The sequence below is a fragment of the Candidatus Xianfuyuplasma coldseepsis genome (assembly GCF_014023125.1).
GTDB classification, from domain to species: Bacteria; Bacillota_I; Bacilli_A; order Izemoplasmatales; family Izemoplasmataceae; genus Xianfuyuplasma; species Xianfuyuplasma coldseepsis.
This window is the reverse complement of record NZ_CP048914.1, coordinates 328788-349284: the sequence shown is the minus strand read 5'-3', so window position 1 is coordinate 349284 and position 20497 is coordinate 328788. Positions and strand designations below refer to the sequence as shown.

Genomic DNA, 20497 nt, shown 5'->3' with positions numbered 1-20497 from the left:
TATAGTTTGCAATCCATGCTATAATATGGATGGTGATACCAATGAAAAAATACGATGAACGAGAAACGTTATTTTCTCGAGTCGCCTTACAAAAAGGAACCAAAGAGTACAACGAATTCTACCGTAAGAATTCAACCTATAAACCTGCCGATGATAAACAACGTCGTGTATCTTTTCGTCATAAATTACGTAAGAGTAATCGCTTCAAAGAACTCTTCTATCCCATCACAAAACACAACAAGAACTATATCAAACACGTGTTTGAGCTAACGGAGAGCTACCCCATCCATACTCCTAGAATTCCAATTGAACCTCGCTTTGCAGCCAATATCAAGGAAATTACGAAATATTATGGTGCGACCTCTGTCGGAATTACAACATTACGTCCCGACCATTTTTATAGCCACTTCGGAGGCGTTAGCGAGCATCTTAATAAAGATACATATAATCAACCAATCCATCCAACATATAAAACCGCCATTGTCTATACTGTACTCATGGATAAAGAGATGATGAATCGTGGTCCGATGTATGAAGAACTTCTAGCAACCGAAGAAGCATACGTTCGAATCGCAACCATCGGTAGTCGCCTTGCGATGTATTTAAAAGATTTAGGATATAAAGCGATGTTTAATAACTCGGAATATTATTTAGCTCCTTTGGTCCCACTCGCCTACGATGCGGGACTGGGAGAAATTGGTATGGCGAATCACATTGTTACCAAAGAATATGGAAATAATGTTCGTCTCGGTGCAGTTTTTACCAATCTGGAAGTGGCAACCGATGTACCCATCGATTTTAATTTAACCAACTTCTGTAAACAATGTGCCCTATGCTTAAGCAATTGTCCTGGTGGAGCAATTACTCATAAAACACGGATGGTTAACGGACGACAATTCTATAAATTTGATGACAATGCCTGTTATGACATTTGGTTGAAATCAGGTACCGATTGTGGAACCTGCATTTCTACCTGCCCGTTTACCCAAGGAGTCGACTTAATCAAACTTTCACAAACAAAAGAACATCCTGAAATTATCCATGAAATGATGGATGAGCATTACCAAAAATATGGTCGCCGCATATTTACAAAACACGAATTAGATATCGTTAAGCTAGAAGATGAACGAGAAGACAATTGACGTTCACGGTCTAACAGTTGATATGGCAAAACGTGAAATAGAGCGCTTCATCGCTTCTTGTGATAACAACGTCACACACGTTCGAGTCATTCATGGGTATTCCCACGGCGACAATATCCGTGAATTCATACAGCGACCTAATTCGATCCGATCAAAACGAATTAAACGTAAGAAATTTACCAAGAACCGAGGAGAAACAATATTTGAACTCTATTGATTTTTAATCGCAACATGGAGGTGCCTATGAAATCAAAAAGCATATTCTCACGAATAATAACAATATTCGTCCTAATCAATGTGATTGGATGGTTTTTCCCTGCAATCCTTGAAGTCTTTGGGTTAGACGATTTTAGCTGGGGAGGTATCATTGGTATCCTAGTTGCACTATCTATATTAAGTAGTATTGTTGATAAAGATAAGAAAAAACCCTCAAAATATAAAGATGTTGATGAAGACCGCTTGTTTGATAACGAAATTGATAGTGTTTACAACAAACCAAGTAATCCATACCTATCTACATCAAAGAATAGAGAAGAATGTGAATACTGTGGTCACCATAACGATACTTCTAGAGAATATTGTGAAAACTGCGGTGTTCGTATATTAACCACTGACCACTATGACAAATATGACATGTAGAAGCTGATTAGTATGATTTCTAAGATTCCTAAAATTACATTGTTGATAATTATCGTGCTATCACTAATTTTGATAGGACTTTCTTTCTTTATGGAAAATATATTTCTAATGGTTATTAGCACAATCACTTTACTGGTCAGTATACTATTTCTTATGATTTACCAAGTATTTGAGCTATTCAAAAGAGATAAGATTTTAGATTTAGAACAGTTAAAACAGCAAGGCTTAACCATTGTCGAATGTGTAAATTGTCATAAAATGAATGTGTTAGAAGATCAGTATTGCATATTTTGTGGAGAGAAGTTAAAAGAAAATGAACAGTAAAGCGCTAAAACGTAATGTTACATTAGAATATTTCTATATATTCTTACGAAGTCTGAATTTCACCCAAGGTGTATGGATGATCTACTTAGCACAGGCAAAAAGTTTTGATCTTTGGCAATTAGGAATATTCGAAAGTGTTTTTCATATTTCAAGTATTTCTTCGGAAGTACCAACTGGAATGATTGGAGATTTACTAGGTAGAAAAGTAAGTAGACTTCTTGGTATACTTTTCTATATTATATATCTAATAATAATTTTGTTTAGTAGTAATTTTTGGATAATTGGTATTGGATTTGTAATTTGTGGAATTTCTTATACATTTGAGTCTGGTAGTGGAGATGCTTTGATCTATGATACACTAATTGAACTAAATGAACAAGATAAGTACATGAAAGTACAAGGTATTAAGGAAATTATCTTTCAATTGAGTAGTAGTATTGCGCTACCAATCGGAGGTATGATTGCAATTATCGCCTATAATTTGAACTTTGAAATCATGATTATCGTCTTTGTTGTGGCCTCTATCCCCATTTTACTTATGAAAGAAATTCCACTAAATGTGGAATATGAACACAAAAGATTCACTACTAAAATGTACGAACATTTCGTAAAAAGTACAAAAACTGTATTTTCTTCAACAAGATTAGTGTTTCTATTATCTATAGGTGCTTTACTAGCTGCACCCATTACAACTTTGTTTTTCTATCTCCAAAATTTTTACATCGACAATTACTCAATTTTTACAATTGGTATAATTTTGGGTGCATCTTCGATCATGGGAATCATAGGTGGATACAGTGCACACATTATTGAACGAAAATACAAAGAAAAGTTAGTTTTATATATTGTTCCAATTTTTATCGTAATTTTACTGTGGTTAATACTATTTGAAGAAATTTCATATATACCATTCATACTTTTGGGATTCTTTGATAGTATATTCTATGTAGTGTTAAGTGATTACATTAATCGAATAACTCCTTCTTCTCAACGGGCTACTATTTTAAGTTTTAATAATATGGCATTCAGTTTAGTCATGATCATTGTGTTTCCGCTAGTTGGGATTATTTCTGAATTTTCCACATTAATGACTGGATTTGCAGTGCTTGCAGGACTTGCAACATTAGCTTATCTTTCACTATTATTTTTACTATCAAAAATTGATATTTCAGAGTGATTTACATAGATATTTACATTATATAATAGCCTAATAAAGGGCTTTAAGTTAGTTTTAATATATACAATTGTACTTCCATTTACATTTATCTTTACATTATTTATTAATGAAAATAATATGAAAACAACTAATATTATGATACTAAGTGAGGTGATACCTTTGTATAGAATAATTGATAAAAAAGTCTTAAATGAGCATGTTGACCAGATGATCATTGAAGCACCACTAGTTGCTAATAATGCTAAGCCGGGACACTTTGTGATTTTACGTGTTGATGAAGATGGTGAACGTATTCCTCTTACTATTGTGGAGCATGATCAAAATACTGTAACGATTATCTATCAGAAGCTTGGTTATTCTACTCGATTACTAGGTAAGCTTGAAACTGGTGATGAAATTCATGATTTTGTTGGACCTTTAGGACGTCCAGCACACATACATGATGTGCAACAGTTATTAGCAGTTGCCGGTGGTGTTGGTGCAGCACCTTTATTTCCTCAACTTAAAGCATATTATGATAAAGGGGTCAATATTGATTTGGTGTTTGGAGCTAAGTCAAAAGATTATTTAATATTACTTGATAAATACAAAAATATATGCAGAAATATATACATTACAACCGATGATGGAAGTCTTGGAACGAAAGGTTTTGTTACAACAGTAGTCCAAGATCTTCTAACTACAAAATCATATGATAGAGCCGTCACTATTGGTCCTTTGATAATGATGAGAAACGTTGTAGAACTTACAAAGAGTATTGACCTACCCACAGATGTATCGTTAAATCCGATTATGATTGATGGAACAGGCATGTGTGGTAATTGCCGTTTTACTAAGAATGGTAAAACATACTTTGCATGTATTGATGGTCCTGATTTTGATGCAGATGGAATTGACTTTGACGAACTAATGGTGCGACAAAACTACTATATAGAAGAAGAACATATATGCAATTTGGGGTTGAATACAAATGAAGACTCCTAGAGTACAAATGCCAGTCCAAGATCCAAAGGTCCGTCAAACCAACTTTGATGAAGTAGCCTGTGGATACGATTTAGACATGGCTAAACTAGAAGCACGTCGTTGTTTGAATTGTAAGAATCCACGTTGTGTTGCCGCTTGTCCAGTCCATATTGAGATACCTGAATTTATTAATTTTATTATTGATGGTGACATAGAAAGTGCCTATTTTACGCTATATAAAGATAATATTCTACCCTCAATATGTGGTCGTGTTTGTCCTCAAGAAAAACAATGTGAAGGAGCTTGCATTTTAAGTATTAAAGGAGAGAGTGTTGCTATAGGTGCACTAGAGCGCTTTTTAGGTGATTATGCATTAGAAAACGATTTAGAGCAGATTCAGAGCATACCGGAGAACGGTATCAAAGTCGCTGTCGTAGGTAGTGGACCTGCAGGTCTTGCGAATGCAGCAAGTATGCGTCGACTAGGATACGATGTAACGCTATATGAAGCGCTTCATGAATATGGAGGAGTCCTTCAATATGGGATTCCAGACTTCCGGTTACCAAAGGAAATTGTGGCACGTGAAATCGACAGATTGCGAGATATGGGGATTCATTTTGAGAAAAATGTTATTATCGGAAAGTCAATTACGATTGACCAGTTAAAGAACGAGTACCATTACCGTGCAATCTTCGTTGGATCAGGTGCTGGACTGCCAAGTGCCTTAAATATTCCTGGTGAAAATTACTCTGGAGTCTATTATGCGAACGAATTTCTTACGCGAGTTAATTTAATGAAGTCGAAGAACTTTCCGAAAGCTCCGACACCGGTAAAAACCGGAAATAATGTCATGGTGGTCGGTGGTGGAAACGTCGCGATGGATGCTGCTCGAACAGCGAAGCGTCTGGGTGCCAAAAATGTGTTTATTGTTTATCGAAGAGATATGGAAAGTCTACCCGCAAGGCTCGATGAGATCCATCATGCGATGGAAGAAGATATTGAGTTTCGATTGCTCTTAAATCCCATTGAATTTATTGGTGAAAATTATGTTGTTAAACAAGTTGTCTGTGAAATTATGGAATTAGGGGAACGAGATTCATCCGGTCGTAGACGACCAATGCCAACTGGAAAATATCAAACATTTGATATTGACTCTTGTATTATTTCTATAGGTCAGAAGCCCAATCCAATCATTAAAGATGCTACAAAAGAACTAGAGGTTGATCAATGGGGCCGGATTGTCACTGAGAATCACCAAACCTCCATTCCCGGTGTTTTTGCTGGAGGAGACGTCGTTAGTGGTGCTGCCACCGTCATTCTTGCAATGGGTGCTGGTAAGGACGCAAGTACCTATATGGACGCCTATATTAAAGCGGAAAACAATTGACATTTATTTAAAGTAAATGTAAACTAGTCATATACTTTGAAATTCAAAATAAAAATTTATTGGAGGAACAAAAATGTCAAAGATTGGCTTACTAGTATGTGGGAACTCAGGTATTGATTATATTGAACACAAGTATGATATTCCCGTTATTCGCTCGATTTTATTAGTTGGTGATAAAGAATACTCAGATTACGTTGATATTACAGCAGGAGACTTTTATCAAATGCTTGCCGATGATCCTAGTTTAACCCCGTCAACAGCCCAAGCGGCAACCGGTGTTATCTTGGAACAATACGAAGCAATGGTCGCCAAAGGATATGATGAATTGCTTGTTGTATCAATTTCCAACAAATTATCTGGTACATACGAAGGATGTATGCTTGCTGCCAATATGTTAGACGACGTAAAAGTACATGTATTTGATTCAAAATCCGTATCATACCCAGAAGCGAAAATGATTCTCGATGCCGCCAAAATGATTGAAGAAGGTAAAACCATTGAAGAAATCTGGAATCATCTCGAAGTTCTACGCGATAATCACCGCATTTTATTCAGTGTTGAAACCTTGCGTTACCTTGTGAAAAACGGCCGTTTAAGCGGTGCAAGTGGATTCCTCGGTAGCATGTTAAAAATCAAACCAATGTTAGAAGTGACCAAAGATGGTCGCGTGGAAGCCATTGAAAAAATCCGTACACTAAGTAAAGCCACCAATCGCTTGATTGAAAAGTTTCTCGAAGATCTCGGGGATAAAGACATGGAAGTGTTCTTAATTCATGCCAACGCGGAAGAACGTGCTGATGTGGTCCGCAAAGCCATTCAAAAAGCTCGACCCGATATCAAAGAAATCAAAGCATACCCATTAACACCAGTCGTCGGTGCTCACGCAGGACCCGGCGTTGTCGGTGTTGGATACATCCATAAATAACCATATAGATAGGGGGAATGAGATGGACACACCAAAAGAAATTATCAATGAACTATTGGTTGAAGTATTTAACCATATTTTAAGCATTGAAGCCGAAGCTTTACGCAAACGTGGAATCAAACTATCGATGAACGAAATTCATGTATTAGAAGCCATCGAAAAAACCGCAGAACCAACGATGTCGCATCTAGCAAAACGGCTTCGTGTAACGGTTGGAACACTCACCACCGCTATGAATCGCCTTGTTGAAAAAGGCTATGTAACACGCTACCGTCTCGAAGAAGACAAACGCAAAGTCTATATCGCATTAACCGATAAAGCAATCAAAGCCTTACGGATTCACGATGAGTTCCATGAAGAGATGATTGAAGCAACCATCGCCGATATGAAATTGGACGAAGATGAAGTCCTATTACAATCCTTAAAAAACATCAGCGAATACTTCAAGCGAAAGTACTAACAACCAACAAAATGCCTTTACTTTACCGCTACATTTTGGTATGATTAACCATATGAACAGGTAGAAGTGGAGGTGTTTTTTTTGATTAATTCCGATCTCATTCGTGGTCATCTCGAAATCATCATATTAAAGCTGATTATCGAGCAAGATCGCTACGGCTATGAAATTGCCAACTGCATCAAAAAACGCACAAAAGAACAGTTCATGATTAAGGAAGCTACATTATACAGTATCGTCAACCGTTTGGAACACAAAGGATTAATCGAATCCTACTATGGGGAAAAAACACACGGTAAAAAACGTCGTTATTATAAAATTACCGTTTTGGGGAAAGCGTACTACACTGAGAAAAAACAAGAATGGATTGAGCTCAAAAACGTGCTTGATACCTTATTGGAGGAATCCTCATGAAACGAATTCACAACTTTGTCAAACACACCTTTAAAAATGCCCCAAAAGAGGAAAAACAGGCGATCATTGAAAAAGTAACCCAAATGCTTATTGAAAAAGTAGAAGACCTCCAAGAAAGTGGTTGTACCTTAGATGAAGCCATCGACCGTACCGTAGTAGAATTTGGTAATGCCGAAGACTACTTCGCTTCCCTTCATCCAAATCGACGCTTCTTTAAACGAATCAAAACCATCAAACACTATCGCAACGACTTACTCTTCAGTTTATTTGGTACTGTAATCATCATCGGTATGCTCGTCTTTGCGAACTTATACTACGCACCAGATCTCATCTGGTTCGTCCTACCCGCACTTGCGGTTTTGTGGTGGCCTCTTGCCGTCTTATATCGATTATTGAATAAAAAAGAAGGGATGAATAACGATCATGAATAAACGCGCTGTTATCGCAACCAGCACTGGTTGTCTTGATTATTTAAATCTTGATGAACCCAACTTACGCATCCTTCGCATGAAAATCATCATGAACGATCAAACCTACGATGATTTTGTCGAAATGAATGCCGATGAGTTCTATACCCATTTAAAAACCGATACCTCACTGGTACCAACCTCATCGATGCCATCACCAGGAGAACTACTAGAATTATTAGATGACTTGGAACAAGAAGGCTACGACGAAGTCTTTATCATCACCATCAGTAGTGAACTATCTGGAACCTATGGTGTTTGCACCATGGCTGTGAAAAACTACGAAGGTAAACTTACGACTCACGTCATCGATTCTCGTAATGCCGCCATCAGTGAAGGATGGCTCAGTCTTGAAGCTTTACGTCTCATCAAAGAAGACGTTCCATCATCGGACATCATCGCCTATTTAGAGCAGATGCGCACCAACCGCAAACAATACTTTATGGTTGACAATCTTCGTCTATTTGTCGCCAATGGTCGCCTTAGTGGAGCCAGTGGATTCATTGGAAGTATGCTTAAAATCAAACCGATTTTAGAAGTCAATGATGATGGTAAAATCGTTCCATTTCTAAAAGTCCGGACCCAGAAAAAAGCCTTACAAGAAATGGTGAATCTCGTTATCGAAGACTTAAAACAAATCGACGACTTTGTAGTCACCTATGATACCTCAGATAACAAAGAAGGCATCGCCTATGTCAAAGAGCAAATGGAACAAGCCTTCCCTGGTTACACATACTATGAAGCCCCAATCACCCCTGTGATTGGTTGCCACACCGGTATTGGTACCGTTGGTATAGCTTATTTCAATCTGACAAAAAAATAAAAGGAACCGCGGTTCCTTTTTTAATTGCTTCAATACCTGAAAAATGATACAATAACCTCGGTGATTATTATGCGAACAAAACGACTCACGTTACTCGCGATATTACTAGCCATCAGCATCGTTTTATCCATCGTCGAATCGATGATTCCAATCCCGATTCCCGTACCCGGTGTCAAGCTAGGACTCGCGAACGTAGTAACAATCCTGATCCTATTTATCTATGGCGATCGTGACGCCTTTACCATTCTTTTATTGCGTATCATCCTTGTTGGATTATTACGCGGTAATATCTTCAGTGTCACCTTCTTCTTAAGCCTAAGTGGAGGTATGGTAGCCTACCTCATGATGTTTCTATTTAAGCACTTAAAACGCTTCAACATTATTTCCATCTCAATCATGGGAGCCTTCGGTCACAGCGTCGGCCAAATCGTCATGGCAATCTTTATCATTGAACGACGTGAACTAATCTTTTATTTCCCTTATATCTTAGTACTTTCCATCGTCACCGGAGTCTTTACCGGAATGATCGCCACAAGAAGTCTACAAATTATGAAAAAAGCCCTCTAGCGGGCTTTTATTTTTTTAGTCTTTATCGACAGATAGGTCATAGACATACTGAGCTTCAAATTTATCGCTCATCACCACAGTGTTGTCCAACGTATACCAAATTGCCTCTAGTCCATCAATGGCATTGACAAAGGCTAAACCATCTTCAATCGGCATCGTGAAGATTGCTGTCGAGTACAAATCGGCAAGTGCCGGATCGCTAGTGGCGATTGACACGGCGCGGCTATAACGCTCAGGCATCAAGGTATTGGGGTTGATAATATGATGATATAACTCCCCATCAACGATAAAGTTCTGTTGGTAATCACCGGATGTCACCAACTGATCGCCATCCCCTAAGAACACAATCGCATAATACGAATAGGGATTCGTTGGATCGGTTACAGCAAGTGAAAACTTCTCATTCTCACGAACTGGATGAGTTCCCCCAATCGAGATATTACTGGTACCGTTATTCAGAAGATAACCAGAAAACTCCAAACTATCCAAATAGTCCATTATTTTGCCACTGATGTACCCTTTGGAAACACCACCTAAATCAATCGACATATTCGCACCCATTTGAATCGTTAGATTCTCTTCATCTAGCGTAATCTCACTCGGGTCGGTATATTGATCAGCCGCTTCTAAATCCACCATTGCTGGCAGATTGCATACAGGATTGGTAAATGCATTACACGCTTCTCGAGCATCGTGCCATAACTTCAATACAGGGCCAAGGGCAATATTAAATAGATTATTCACCTCATCTTGATGATCCAAAGAAAATTGAATCAAATCAAACAACCGATAATCAATCGTATGTACAGCCGTTGGATCTTGATTAATCGCATAGACATTCATCACACCATCATATGCATCGTACTTGGTCGTTAATTGATGGTACTTCGCTAAGATGTTTTCCACATTATTCACAATCGAATCGATTTGATTGTTGTAGATATCTCCATCGTAGTACAAATTTAACTTCACCGTAGTATGGAGGTACTGAGCCCAATACACGCGACACTCTGTAATCGTTGTATCTTCAATGACAGTACATCCGGATTCCCGGTAATAAACGGTTCTCGTAACCGATGATTCCTGGTTTTCATAGGACAATGTGTATCTTACTTCATAATCCCCAGCTACCGTATTATCAATGTCATCTGTAACCGATACATACTCACTAATATCCGTAAAACCATCTTTGGCAATAAATCCCTTTTCGACATACTCATCCCCGATTTCAAGCGACAACACATCCTCACCTATCAACTCAATTGTCGCGTCATTCTCTTTACACGCCGACAATGTAGCAACAACGAGAATTGTCAGTACGACTGTAACTATTCGTTTCATCGAATCATCCTTTCATCAAGAGACAAAAAAACTGGCTTAGCCAGTTTTTATCATTAGTATTTACTTTCGTGATACGCAAGAACTTCTTTTACCATGCGAATCATATTATTTGTTGAAACACTACTACCAGCAAACTCATCAATCAAATCTTGTTCTTCAATGTTGGTGGTGTTGGTTACCGTATCATGATATGTTTCATTCGTAAAGACACTAATACCATCAAAATCTGCGGATGTTTTTCCTACTAACCACGGAATAAAATCTTCCACAACTGTTTCATAGGCTACGGTACCATTGCTTTCATCACCATATCTAGGAATCTCACTACTATCACCCCATGTTCCAGGATGATAATGGCCATCTTCACCATCGGTGTCAAACGATATATAATTTATGGCATTATCGCCAATATTGACTTCAATATACATGACTTGTAGGTAATTATAAACAGCTGGTCGACAAGTACAAGATAAGTATGCTACTTGATATTTGACATAATCTCTCGTGGGAATCTCAAATAAAATATATCCTTGTTTTGCTGTTTCGGTTCCATGACCATCAATGTGGGTAAACGGTAATGTATTGTCTGCTTCCCCTGTAGTTTCAACTTCACCGGTGATACACTCTGCTCCAACACAGACTTCTTCACACGCTGAAAGTGAAAGTACAGTAGCAAATACCGCGATTAAAAATACTAGTTTTTTCATGTAAATCCTCCCCTGAAAATTGACTTCACTACATATTATATATAATTACGTATATAAAAACAACCACTAAAACATTAAAAATCGAACTATTTTTCACTTTCTAATTACGGTTTCAATTAAAGATAGTAGATTCTCAGAAAACCCCAATTCATATCCCTCGATTTCATCGTATCCACTGGTTTCAGCATGTAGGATATTATCGTAGTGTTGATTCCAGTTTCCTCCTTGATTTAGAATGAAGTTCTCTAGTATGGTCAACTGTTCATTGTAATTTATTTCTGCAGCATATCCCTCACTTCGAAGAGTCAAACCACGATCATCAATGATATCAAATCGAACTGATTTAATGTTGTGCGCAACATCAATAGAACCATAGACAAGATACTGATAATCCGTCTCTTCATCGACATAACTACCATAAAAGGTATTCCCAAAAGAGAATTCACCTGTGCCAACAATCCGGTGTTCACCTTGATACTCATAAAAGCCACCCAGAACAAACACACGTTCATATCCCAAGTAATCTAAAACATCTTTTACATAACCACTGCGGATGCAACCATCGGCATATAAAAAGATTGCTTTATCCGAATCAAACAATCGTTCGATTTCACGAACATTTACTATCTGGTCAGGATCAAACTCAAAGACACCATTGCGATCAAATGCCCGGAAATCTAAATAGTCGAAGAAGGGGATATTGATAAACCCATCAATCGTTCCTGACATAAAAGGATCGTTAAAGTTCCGCAAGTCGACATATTGCACATCATCACGAAACATATAATCGTCGAGATTCGCCATTGTGATTTCCGAGTCGGTAGTGATATCCAATATTGTGATTTCTTCTGTACAACTAGTTAGTATAAAAACTAATAGAAATACGCTAAATAAAGCCATTAAACGTCGCATAACATCACCTCCAAAATACCGTATTTATTATAGCATTTTTACTGGCCATATATAAAGTATATATTTTAAAAACTTTATATATATAACCTAGATTTTTTGTTTATTTTTCGAAGTAGTTTTGTTATAATGTAATAGGTTATATTTTTTTTACATACTAAAGTGAGGTGAACGTAATGACGACAAAGTCTCAAGACGTCAATGCACTCTTCGAACAATGGATTTTGGATGCTGAAACCAAGATGCTAGAAGACGACATGTTTGTCAAAATCAAAAGCTATCTCGAGTCGACACATCCAGAGATTTGCGGAAAATGCATCCCCTGCCGGGATGGAGTTCGCAAACTCGAAACCCTGTTTGATCAGTACATCCAAGGTGAGGCAACATTAAAAACCTTAAAAGAAATTGAGCGACTGGTTTATAACTTGCGCGCTAGCCGATGCAGTGTGGGGCTGGACATTGGTAAAAATATGGAGGTTATCCTCGAAAACAACTATCACGTACTATACAGCCCAGTGAAAAAATACTAAGGAGGATCATTCATGGCAAAGATTACAATTAATGGAACCACTGTCAAAGTCAAAAATGGATCCACCATTTTATCAGCTGCGAAAAGCATCGGTATCGACATTCCAACGTTGTGTTTCATCGAGGAAATCAACGAAATTGGCTTTTGTCGTATCTGTGTTGTTGAAGTAGAAGGCGAACAAGATTTGGTCTCTGCATGTAATACAGAAATCAAAAGTGGTATGGTGATACATACCGACAGTGAAAAAGTGATTCAATCACGTGAAGCAACATTACAATTACTCGCATCACGCCATCGATTCGATTGTTGGCGCTGCCCGAAAGACGGGATGTGCGAGTTTTACGATTTATTAAAACAACACGACGTGGTCTTTGACGAATTTGGACCTGGAATAGGACGTAGCAAAGATATTATTGCTGGTTCAGGAATATCACAAGACCAATCCAAATGTGTACTGTGCAAACGCTGTGTTGCCGTATGCCAAAATGTCGTAACCGCAAATGTACTCAAATTCCACGATGACGATGGAATGAATCCATTTGTCTCTCCAACTGTGGGATTATCATTTGATCAAACTGGCTGTGTTTTCTGTGGCCAATGCGTCAAAGCATGTCCAACGGGAACCCTGTTTGAAACCGACTCCACGACCGAAGTCTTGCAGTTCATTCGTGATGACAACAATCAAGTTGTTGTTCAACTCGACAAACAAGCCAGTATCGCCATTGCTGAAGAGTTCGGATATCCGCTCGAGACACCGTTTGAAGAGACCATTGGGAAAACCTATGAAGCTCTCGAGAAACTAGGATTTGATGTGATAACAAACACGGATTTAGGTGAAGATATACAAGCAATAGCAACCGCTCGTGAGTTCATCAAACGCCGTGAAACCGGTGGAACCTTCCCCGTCTTCACAACCACTTGTGCGGCCAGCAACCGATTTGTGGAACTGTATCAATTTGGGATTCAACCACTCAAAAATGCCGTAACCAAAGCAACCACAAAGTTAAACGAACTGGAAACATCATTGGCTGAAGCACTAGCAAATGACGAGGATTCGACAACACTGGATCAACAAATGTCTGTGGCCAAAGAACAACTTACTCTTGCCAAAGAAGCTTTGCAAGAAGCCATCAACAAACGAATCCAGTATCTCTCTCCTGTGAAATCACCTCACATTCTTCAAGGAGCATTACTCAAACATAAAATGTTAGCAACCAAAGCAGGTAATATCAAAGTCGTTACCGTTGGAACGTGTAGCTCTAAAAAATATGAGATCACAAGAAACGAACTTACCACCAATGGTGTTGCCGATGTCGATGCTGTATTAACGGCGCGCGAGGTTGTCAAATTAGTAAAACAAAAAGGCATCAACTACAAAGCCTTACAAGGCATCAAACCACACGAAAACATCACCGTTAGTCGTCCGCTTGTCAAAGGGGGACCATTGATGGGAACGTTGCAAGCAATTTTTGAACTGTCCCACGAAAAACTCATTGGTGATGTATCGTTTAAAAAAGTCTATGGAGACAAAGAAAGCGATGGCATCATCGAAGAAGCCGTTGTACCATTCCAAGGCAAAAAACTATGGATTGCTCGCGTTCAAGGTGGAGCGGCCATCAAAGCGTTCATGACCATTATGGAGAAAAAAGCATACGATCTTGTCGAACTACAAATGTGTCCTGGTGGATGCCTCAATGGTGGCGGTATGCCAATCATTAAGAACTTGCCAACGCACGAGGTTATCGCCCGACGTGAACAAGCATTATGTACACCGGACATGCCTCTATGGAACCCGATGCATGATCCAATGCTAGAAACCATTGATGTGGATGACATCGAACCATTGATTCACACCACATACACCAAGAAAGAATTCAGAAGAGAGTAGGTGACATCATGATTACGGAAAATCGAATATATTTAACTCCAGACAAGGTGTTTCTACCATTAACTGATAAAACCTCAAAAATCGCTGTTCCTCAAGTCGAAATCGGGGACAAAGTCCTCGTTGGACAAGTTGTTGCGCACAAATACAATGGCAAACAACAAACCCCCGTCATCGCCACGGTAAGTGGTGAAGTTACCGGCTTCGAACAACGACTCGATCGCTTTAATAAAATCGTCGATCACATCGTGATTGAAAACGACAAATTGAATCAATCCATCGACCTTACAAAATTAGATGGTGACGTAGCTCCGGCACTCATCCGTGAACGTCTTCAAGCATGCGGAATCCATCAAGTAACCGTCGATGGCATCTATACCGATATCACCTTTGAACGACCCCTCAAACACATCTTAATCAATGCTGTCTATATCAACGAACCATTCGTCTCTACCGATTATGACTTCATTAAGCAAAATGCCGAAGCCATTGCCGATGGAATCGATCTCTTAAAAGTCGCAGCACATGCGGAAAAAGCAACCCTAATCGTTGATAAGTACATGGATTATGATACGCTTGAGGCCTTAGGGAAAGCCACTGTCGACAAAGGAATCGATGTCGCCGAAATTAACACCAAAAAAATCAAAGGATGGGATTATCACATCGCCAAGAAACTCGTTGGTGAGGTGTTGTCCATCGACTTAATTGACAATCAAATATTATATACATCCACCGTCGCTGCGAAAATGGTCTATGACGCCGTTCGTGAAGGAAAACCTGCAACCAATCGTCACTTGGCGATAACAGGCGATGCCTTCTTAATCAACGCGATGTACGATGTGAAAATTGGAACCCCCTTTACCGAGATCGTTGACGATCTTGGTGGGTACCACGATGAAACCGAAGAACTCAACTGTCACATCGGTAGTTTCTTATCTGGTGAACAAGTTGACAATGATAGTTTCACGATTACAGCAAGCATTGATAACATCAATGTGAGTGGCTTCCGTGAGGAAGTCGAAGATGTCTGCATTAAATGTGGAGAATGCAACGACATCTGTCCCGCAGGGATCTTACCACAAAACATCATGGACGCCGAACTGCGCGCTGTGAACTCTCGGATTGTGGAACTCAATACCGATCGTTGTGTTGAATGTGGACTGTGCAGCTATGTATGTCCATCAAAAATCAATGTTCTCGAATGGGTGCGACGTGCAAAACGTCGTGTCGGATAGGAGCGTATGATGAACTTTACAATGAAAAAGCCACCAATTAAAAACAACCAACAACGATCCTATAAACGATCTCTAAACCTCCACATATCCCTGTTGATTGTCAGCGTTATTGCAATCATCACTCGTGCATTTATTCCTGTTGCCGCAGAAACTTCTTGGGCACCGGATCAATTATTTAAAACCTTCTTAATGCTCGTAGTAGGAGCACTCGTTAGTGTCATTATTGAACTCCTCTACGCACTTGGAGAAGGCAGTGCCAACGATTTTTCCGAGTACAAACGTTGGATTGATCCGATCAACTCGGGATTATTAATTGCCTTACTCTTACCAACTTCAACCCCAATCTACGTCTTAATTCTTGCCGTATTTGTTGGGGTATACATTGGAAAACTCGTCTTTGGTGGATACGGATATTACATCTTTAATCCCGCCTTGGTTGGGGTCTTATTTGCGAACATCTCCTTTGGTGATTTTCTCAGTATAGGCAATACCCCACTCGTCCAACTAAAATCGGTATTGGTCGAAAGTGCAAGCGTCAACTTCAACATGGTTGATTTGATGCTGGGTCACTACGAAGCCTATGCAATTGGATCGACGAGTATCATCTTACTGACATTATTACTGATTTATCTCGTTGTAACTAAAGTCATTGATTGGCGCATCAGTGTCACCTTTATTGGTACTGTCAGCGTCATCAGTCTCATCGTTGGATACATCAACTTTGGAGCTGGTGCCGTAAACTTTACGCTCATCAACTTAATGACGGGACTAACCATGTTTGGAGCCGTCTTCTTGGTTGCTGAAAGTGTTAGTAGCCCGACCTCTCGTGAAGCAAAACTGGTTTACGCCGTTGTCGTGGCGATCATGACGATGCTCGTTCGTGTTGTCGGATCATCCATTGAAGGTGTTGTCTTTGCCGTCTTACTCGGAAACATGATTACACCGTTTATCAATCGGACCGTTGTCCGCTCCGATAAACAAGCACTGATTAAAACCGGTATCAGCTTAGCTGTTGTCGTTCTTGTTGTCGGTGCCGTCTTAGGATTTATTGTCCAAAGCCGATTAATCGAAGCGTTCAATGCATTTATAGGAGGTGTCTTGTAAAATGAAACCTCTAAAAATCGTGTTTATGTTATTTATCACCGTTGTTGGACTCAGTCTTGCTGTCTTCGTTGTCGAAGGATTTACGAGTGAGGAAATTGCTCGTCGTAAAGCCGAAGAAATGAAAGAAATCATTGATTCCTTATCGGATATTTTCCCCGCGATGGAACCCACGTACCAAGTGGAAACTGCGGAGCCAACCTCCGATGCAGCTACCGCTGGAATTACCAGCATCTTAGAAATTACCGACAGTAGTGGCAATGCCGTTGGCTATGTCTACTTTGTCACCTTCCGCGGTTATGCTAGTAACTTGGAATATATGATGAGTGTCGATGCAGAAGGAAACATTGGAGGCTTTGAAATGTTAAGTCAAGCCGAAAGTGCATCGACGGCAGATGAGTTTATGAGCCCAGACCTGTGGGCCCAATTCTCTGGAATGTCGATACAATTAGCTGGAAGTGGTGACTTTGATGGCGTTGCCGGGGCAACCTTTACCACCGGGTATTGGAAAACCTCGATGCAAAGTGTCTATAACTACCATCTCGATACCTATGGCTTCACACCACTGACACCAGAACAAGTAAAAATGAAAAAACTTGAAGCACTTGCCGGTGGAACCATCACAGAATATACACCGACGAATCCATTCGACAGTTATGGAATCACTAGTATTTATACTACCGATGGTGATGCTGTTGTTGTCTACGAAGCATCCTTTGTTGGATTCAACGGAGACGATGAAAATCAATATGCGATTGCCTATGATACCACTACCAATGAAGTGCTTGGATACATCACCTTATATAGTGGTGATACCGCTGAATACGGTGCTGAAAAAATGTATGATGAAACCTTATGGAGCCAATTTGATGGCAACCTAAGTACCGATATGACCGGTGTTAGTGTCGATACCTTTGGTGGAGCAAGTGTAACTGGACTCGCCTTTGAATCGAGTCTCCAACTCGTGGCATTATACCACCGTTGGGAATTTGAGGGTGAAAAAGAACTTACCTATAACGAACGCGTTGACAAAGCATTTGATGAACTATTTGCATCGGCGACAGAGTATGTCGATGTGACGGGTGGTAAACTAACCAACCCACTCATCGAAGGTGTGTATGATGCGTACAATGGCAATACCTACCTTGGTACGGTATACCACATGATTACCATCGGTGCATCCTATAGTGAGATTACCTACATTGAGTTTATGGTTGGGATTGATGCCGATGATAACTTCACCGGACTACAATTCATTGATACAACCGATACCAAAAATCGTGTCGAAGGATATTATGATGATGCATACGATACTTCAATGATCGGGGATGCGATTACCGCTGAACTCGATTTGGATGAAGTTGGTGGCGCAACCATAACCTTCGCTCAAGTTCGGGATGCGGTTGAGATTCTAGTCGATTACCACATCAATAAATATCCACTCTTTGAAGTACCGGGAGACACTAGTATCGCCAATTTGCAAACGGTCTATCCCGATGCCATAACCTTTGAATCGGTCTATACAACCTATTCTTACGACAGCAATATTCTAAACTTATATGCTGCCAAAGATGGTAGTGATGCAATTATTGGTTATGTCTATTATGCAACTTTTGAAGGATTTGCCGACGACATTACCTATCTATTATCGGTTGATCTTAGCGATACCATCGTTCAGTTCATGGTCATCTCACAGAATGATACACCTGGTTATGGTGGTCAAATTGCGGATGCTGCCAACTGGACGCAGTTCATTGATTTGGCATTCTTGGATGCAGCCAATGGCGACTTTGATGGATTGTCCGGCGCAACCGTGACAACCACAGCCTGGAAAGCATCCATCGCCGACATCTATGACTACCACACATCCGAATCTGTAGGAGGTGCAAACTAATGGCTCGACAAAAAAGTAATATGGAAGTATTCACTACTGGATTCTTTAAGCAAAATCCAACCTTTGTTCAGTTTTTAGGAATGTGTCCTACCCTCGCCGTAACCGGTAGTGTCGAAAAAGCGATTGGGATGGGAATTGGGGTTATCTTCGTTCTCGTCTTCAGTAACTTGATCATTTCCTTAATTCGTAAAGCCGTACCACGTGAGGTTCGGATTCCAATTTATATTGTTGTTATCGCTTCGCTCGTTACCATCTTAGAGATGGTGATGTATGCCTACATGGAAGACATTGCCGCACAACTTGGAACCTTCTTAAGTTTAATCGTTGTTAACTGTTTGATCTTAGGTCGTGCCGAAGCATTCGCTTCGAAAAACGGTCCATGGCGTAGTGTCTTAGATGGTCTTGGAATGGCCATTGGATTTACCGGAGGAATCATGTTGATTGCGTTCTTCCGTGAATTACTCGGTAGTGGAAGTATTACCATATGGGGTGACTTGGCGATTCAATTAATTCCTGTTGATTTCCAAATCCCAATCTTGGTTGCACCAGCTGGAGCCTTCTTGGTCTTCGGTATTCTCGTCAGCCAAGTCAACAAACTGAAATTCCGCAACCTTGAAGGAGGTGAGGCAGCATAATGGAACTATTTGCTCTTGCCTTTGCGGCCATCTTTGTTAATAATGTTGTCTTAAATCAATTCTACGGTCTCTGCCCCTTCCTTGGTGTATCGACCAAGAAAAGCAGTGCCCTTTCGATGGGGATGGCGGTTACCTTCGTCATCACCCTATCCACGATGATTGCCTACGCGATTTACTTCTATGTTCTCGTGGAATATGAAATTCAGTACCTCTCGACCATCGTCTTCATTTTAGTTATCGCATCCTTTGTCCAATTGGTCGAAATGGTGATTAAGAAGTTCAGTCCCGCCATCTACAGTGCCCTTGGGGTATATTTACCGCTTATCACAACCAACTGTGCTGTTCTAGGGGTTGCGATTGACGTTACAGTTAATGGTGCTGGATCGCAAAAATTATTGATGGTAGGAACCCAAATTCCAAGCTTCGTAGAAGCAACCATCTATGCCCTTGGTATTAGTTTAGGATATGCCGTTGTCATCTTCTTATTCTCTGCGATCCGCGAAGAAATGGATGCCTATCCGCTCAAGAAGAACTGGCAAGGGATTCCCATTGCCTTAATCACGGCCTTCATCATGGCGATGATCTTCAGTGGCTTTAGTGGGGTGATTTAAGATGTTGCTTGAAAGCTTTATCTCAGAAGCAATGCCTGTCATTATCCTTACCACCGTCATTAGTATTGCTCTTGCATTATTGCTATGGGGCGCAAGTGTTTTATTCCACGTTGAAGAAGACCCACGTCTCCAAGACATCACAGATCTATTACCCAATCAAAACTGTGGTCTGTGTGGAAATCCAGGTTGTCGCGCAATGGCCGATGCCATCTTGCGTGAAGATGCGAAACTTACACAATGTAAACCAGGGGACCAAGCAATGCGTGACGAGATAAAAGAATATTTGGAAACGCATCCTGATGAATCCGGGGAATTTGTTAAAGTTAAAATGTAATATTAAAAGCACTCCAGCTGGAGTGCTTTTT

Annotated in this window: 23 protein-coding genes; 20 read left to right on the top strand and 3 right to left on the bottom strand. The window is 39.9% G+C overall.

Translation table 11 applies throughout. The annotated features are described in order from the left end of the window. Positions 1–41: 41 nt before the first annotated feature. The 12 genes from G4Z02_RS01550 to G4Z02_RS01495 all read left to right on the top strand — a co-directional run bounded on the left by G4Z02_RS01550 (position 42) and on the right by G4Z02_RS01495 (position 9285). A complete protein-coding gene (locus G4Z02_RS01550) occupies positions 42–1142 on the top strand; it encodes a 4Fe-4S dicluster domain-containing protein (RefSeq protein ID WP_258878097.1) in 1101 nt (366 codons plus the stop codon). After that, positions 1123–1359 carry a Smr/MutS family protein gene (locus G4Z02_RS01545; protein ID WP_258878096.1) on the top strand — a complete coding sequence of 79 codons (237 nt, stop codon included), beginning with the start codon at positions 1123–1125 and terminating at the stop codon, positions 1357–1359. Before G4Z02_RS01550 ends, G4Z02_RS01545 begins: the two co-directional genes overlap by 20 nt. Before the next feature lie 26 nt (positions 1360–1385). Continuing rightward, positions 1386–1781: a hypothetical protein gene (locus G4Z02_RS01540; protein ID WP_258878095.1), complete on the top strand. Its 396-nt coding sequence runs from the start codon at positions 1386–1388 to the stop codon at positions 1779–1781. A 400-nt stretch (positions 1782–2181) separates the two neighbouring features. Next, positions 2182–3282, top strand: a complete 1101-nt coding sequence (locus G4Z02_RS01535) for an MFS transporter (RefSeq protein ID WP_258878094.1) — start codon at positions 2182–2184, stop codon at positions 3280–3282. 159 nt (positions 3283–3441) lie between these two features. After that, on the top strand, positions 3442–4266 hold the full coding sequence (locus G4Z02_RS01530; protein WP_258878093.1) for a sulfide/dihydroorotate dehydrogenase-like FAD/NAD-binding protein: 825 nt from the start codon (positions 3442–3444) through the stop codon (positions 4264–4266). Beyond that, a complete protein-coding gene (gltA, locus tag G4Z02_RS01525; protein WP_258878092.1) occupies positions 4253–5632 on the top strand; it encodes an NADPH-dependent glutamate synthase in 1380 nt (459 codons plus the stop codon). Before G4Z02_RS01530 ends, gltA begins: the two co-directional genes overlap by 14 nt. Before the next feature lie 73 nt (positions 5633–5705). Further along, a complete protein-coding gene (locus tag G4Z02_RS01520) occupies positions 5706–6557 on the top strand; it encodes a DegV family protein (protein WP_258878091.1) in 852 nt (283 codons plus the stop codon). Positions 6558–6579: 22 nt separating this feature from the next. Further along, entirely contained in the window at positions 6580–7017 is a 438-nt protein-coding gene (locus tag G4Z02_RS01515) for a MarR family winged helix-turn-helix transcriptional regulator (protein WP_258878090.1), read from the top strand. Positions 7018–7098: 81 nt separating this feature from the next. Beyond that, the gene (locus G4Z02_RS01510) at positions 7099–7428 is read left to right on the top strand and encodes a PadR family transcriptional regulator (protein WP_258878089.1); all 330 of its coding nucleotides are present in this window, start codon (positions 7099–7101) and stop codon (positions 7426–7428) included. Further along, on the top strand, positions 7425–7859 hold the full coding sequence (locus G4Z02_RS01505; protein ID WP_258878088.1) for a hypothetical protein: 435 nt from the start codon (positions 7425–7427) through the stop codon (positions 7857–7859). The genes G4Z02_RS01510 and G4Z02_RS01505 overlap by 4 nt, the downstream gene beginning before the upstream one ends. Continuing rightward, complete coding sequence (locus G4Z02_RS01500; protein WP_258878087.1) at positions 7852–8718, top strand: DegV family protein; 867 nt, start codon at positions 7852–7854, stop codon at positions 8716–8718. Before G4Z02_RS01505 ends, G4Z02_RS01500 begins: the two co-directional genes overlap by 8 nt. A 69-nt stretch (positions 8719–8787) precedes the next feature. Next, positions 8788–9285, top strand: coding sequence for a Gx transporter family protein (locus G4Z02_RS01495; RefSeq protein WP_258878086.1), 498 nt, complete (start codon positions 8788–8790; stop codon positions 9283–9285). A 15-nt stretch (positions 9286–9300) separates the two neighbouring features. On the opposite strand, the gene G4Z02_RS01490 is transcribed toward G4Z02_RS01495, so the two are convergent. The 3 genes from G4Z02_RS01490 to G4Z02_RS01480 form a co-directional block, all read right to left on the bottom strand. Beyond that, on the bottom strand, positions 9301–10626 hold the full coding sequence (locus G4Z02_RS01490) for an FAD:protein FMN transferase (RefSeq protein ID WP_258878085.1): 1326 nt from the start codon (positions 10624–10626) through the stop codon (positions 9301–9303). 53 nt (positions 10627–10679) lie between these two features. Then, positions 10680–11333, bottom strand: a complete 654-nt coding sequence (locus tag G4Z02_RS01485; protein WP_258878084.1) for a hypothetical protein — start codon at positions 11331–11333, stop codon at positions 10680–10682. Between the two features lie 93 nt (positions 11334–11426). After that, the gene (locus G4Z02_RS01480; RefSeq protein ID WP_258878083.1) at positions 11427–12245 is read right to left on the bottom strand and encodes a rhodanese-like domain-containing protein; all 819 of its coding nucleotides are present in this window, start codon (positions 12243–12245) and stop codon (positions 11427–11429) included. Between the two features lie 173 nt (positions 12246–12418). On the opposite strand from G4Z02_RS01480, the gene G4Z02_RS01475 reads away from it, so the two are divergent. The 8 genes from G4Z02_RS01475 to G4Z02_RS01440 are packed head-to-tail and all read left to right on the top strand — an operon-like array spanning position 12419 to position 20466. Then, positions 12419–12772: an NADH-ubiquinone oxidoreductase-F iron-sulfur binding region domain-containing protein gene (locus G4Z02_RS01475; RefSeq protein ID WP_258878082.1), complete on the top strand. Its 354-nt coding sequence runs from the start codon at positions 12419–12421 to the stop codon at positions 12770–12772. A gap of 12 nt (positions 12773–12784) precedes the next feature. Further along, a complete protein-coding gene (locus tag G4Z02_RS01470) occupies positions 12785–14659 on the top strand; it encodes a [Fe-Fe] hydrogenase large subunit C-terminal domain-containing protein (protein WP_258878081.1) in 1875 nt (624 codons plus the stop codon). A gap of 8 nt (positions 14660–14667) precedes the next feature. Continuing rightward, positions 14668–15891 carry a 4Fe-4S dicluster domain-containing protein gene (locus G4Z02_RS01465; RefSeq protein ID WP_258878080.1) on the top strand — a complete coding sequence of 408 codons (1224 nt, stop codon included), beginning with the start codon at positions 14668–14670 and terminating at the stop codon, positions 15889–15891. A gap of 9 nt (positions 15892–15900) precedes the next feature. Beyond that, on the top strand, positions 15901–16995 hold the full coding sequence (locus G4Z02_RS01460; RefSeq protein WP_258878079.1) for an RnfABCDGE type electron transport complex subunit D: 1095 nt from the start codon (positions 15901–15903) through the stop codon (positions 16993–16995). 1 nt (position 16996) lies between these two features. Continuing rightward, the gene (locus G4Z02_RS01455; protein WP_258878078.1) at positions 16997–18886 is read left to right on the top strand and encodes an FMN-binding protein; all 1890 of its coding nucleotides are present in this window, start codon (positions 16997–16999) and stop codon (positions 18884–18886) included. After that, complete coding sequence (gene rsxE / locus G4Z02_RS01450) at positions 18886–19521, top strand: electron transport complex subunit RsxE (RefSeq protein WP_258878077.1); 636 nt, start codon at positions 18886–18888, stop codon at positions 19519–19521. Before G4Z02_RS01455 ends, rsxE begins: the two co-directional genes overlap by 1 nt. Then, a complete protein-coding gene (locus tag G4Z02_RS01445; RefSeq protein ID WP_258878076.1) occupies positions 19521–20132 on the top strand; it encodes an electron transport complex protein RnfA in 612 nt (203 codons plus the stop codon). Before rsxE ends, G4Z02_RS01445 begins: the two co-directional genes overlap by 1 nt. Position 20133: 1 nt before the next feature. After that, entirely contained in the window at positions 20134–20466 is a 333-nt protein-coding gene (locus tag G4Z02_RS01440; protein WP_258878075.1) for a (Fe-S)-binding protein, read from the top strand. The last annotated feature ends 31 nt before the right edge of the window (positions 20467–20497 follow it).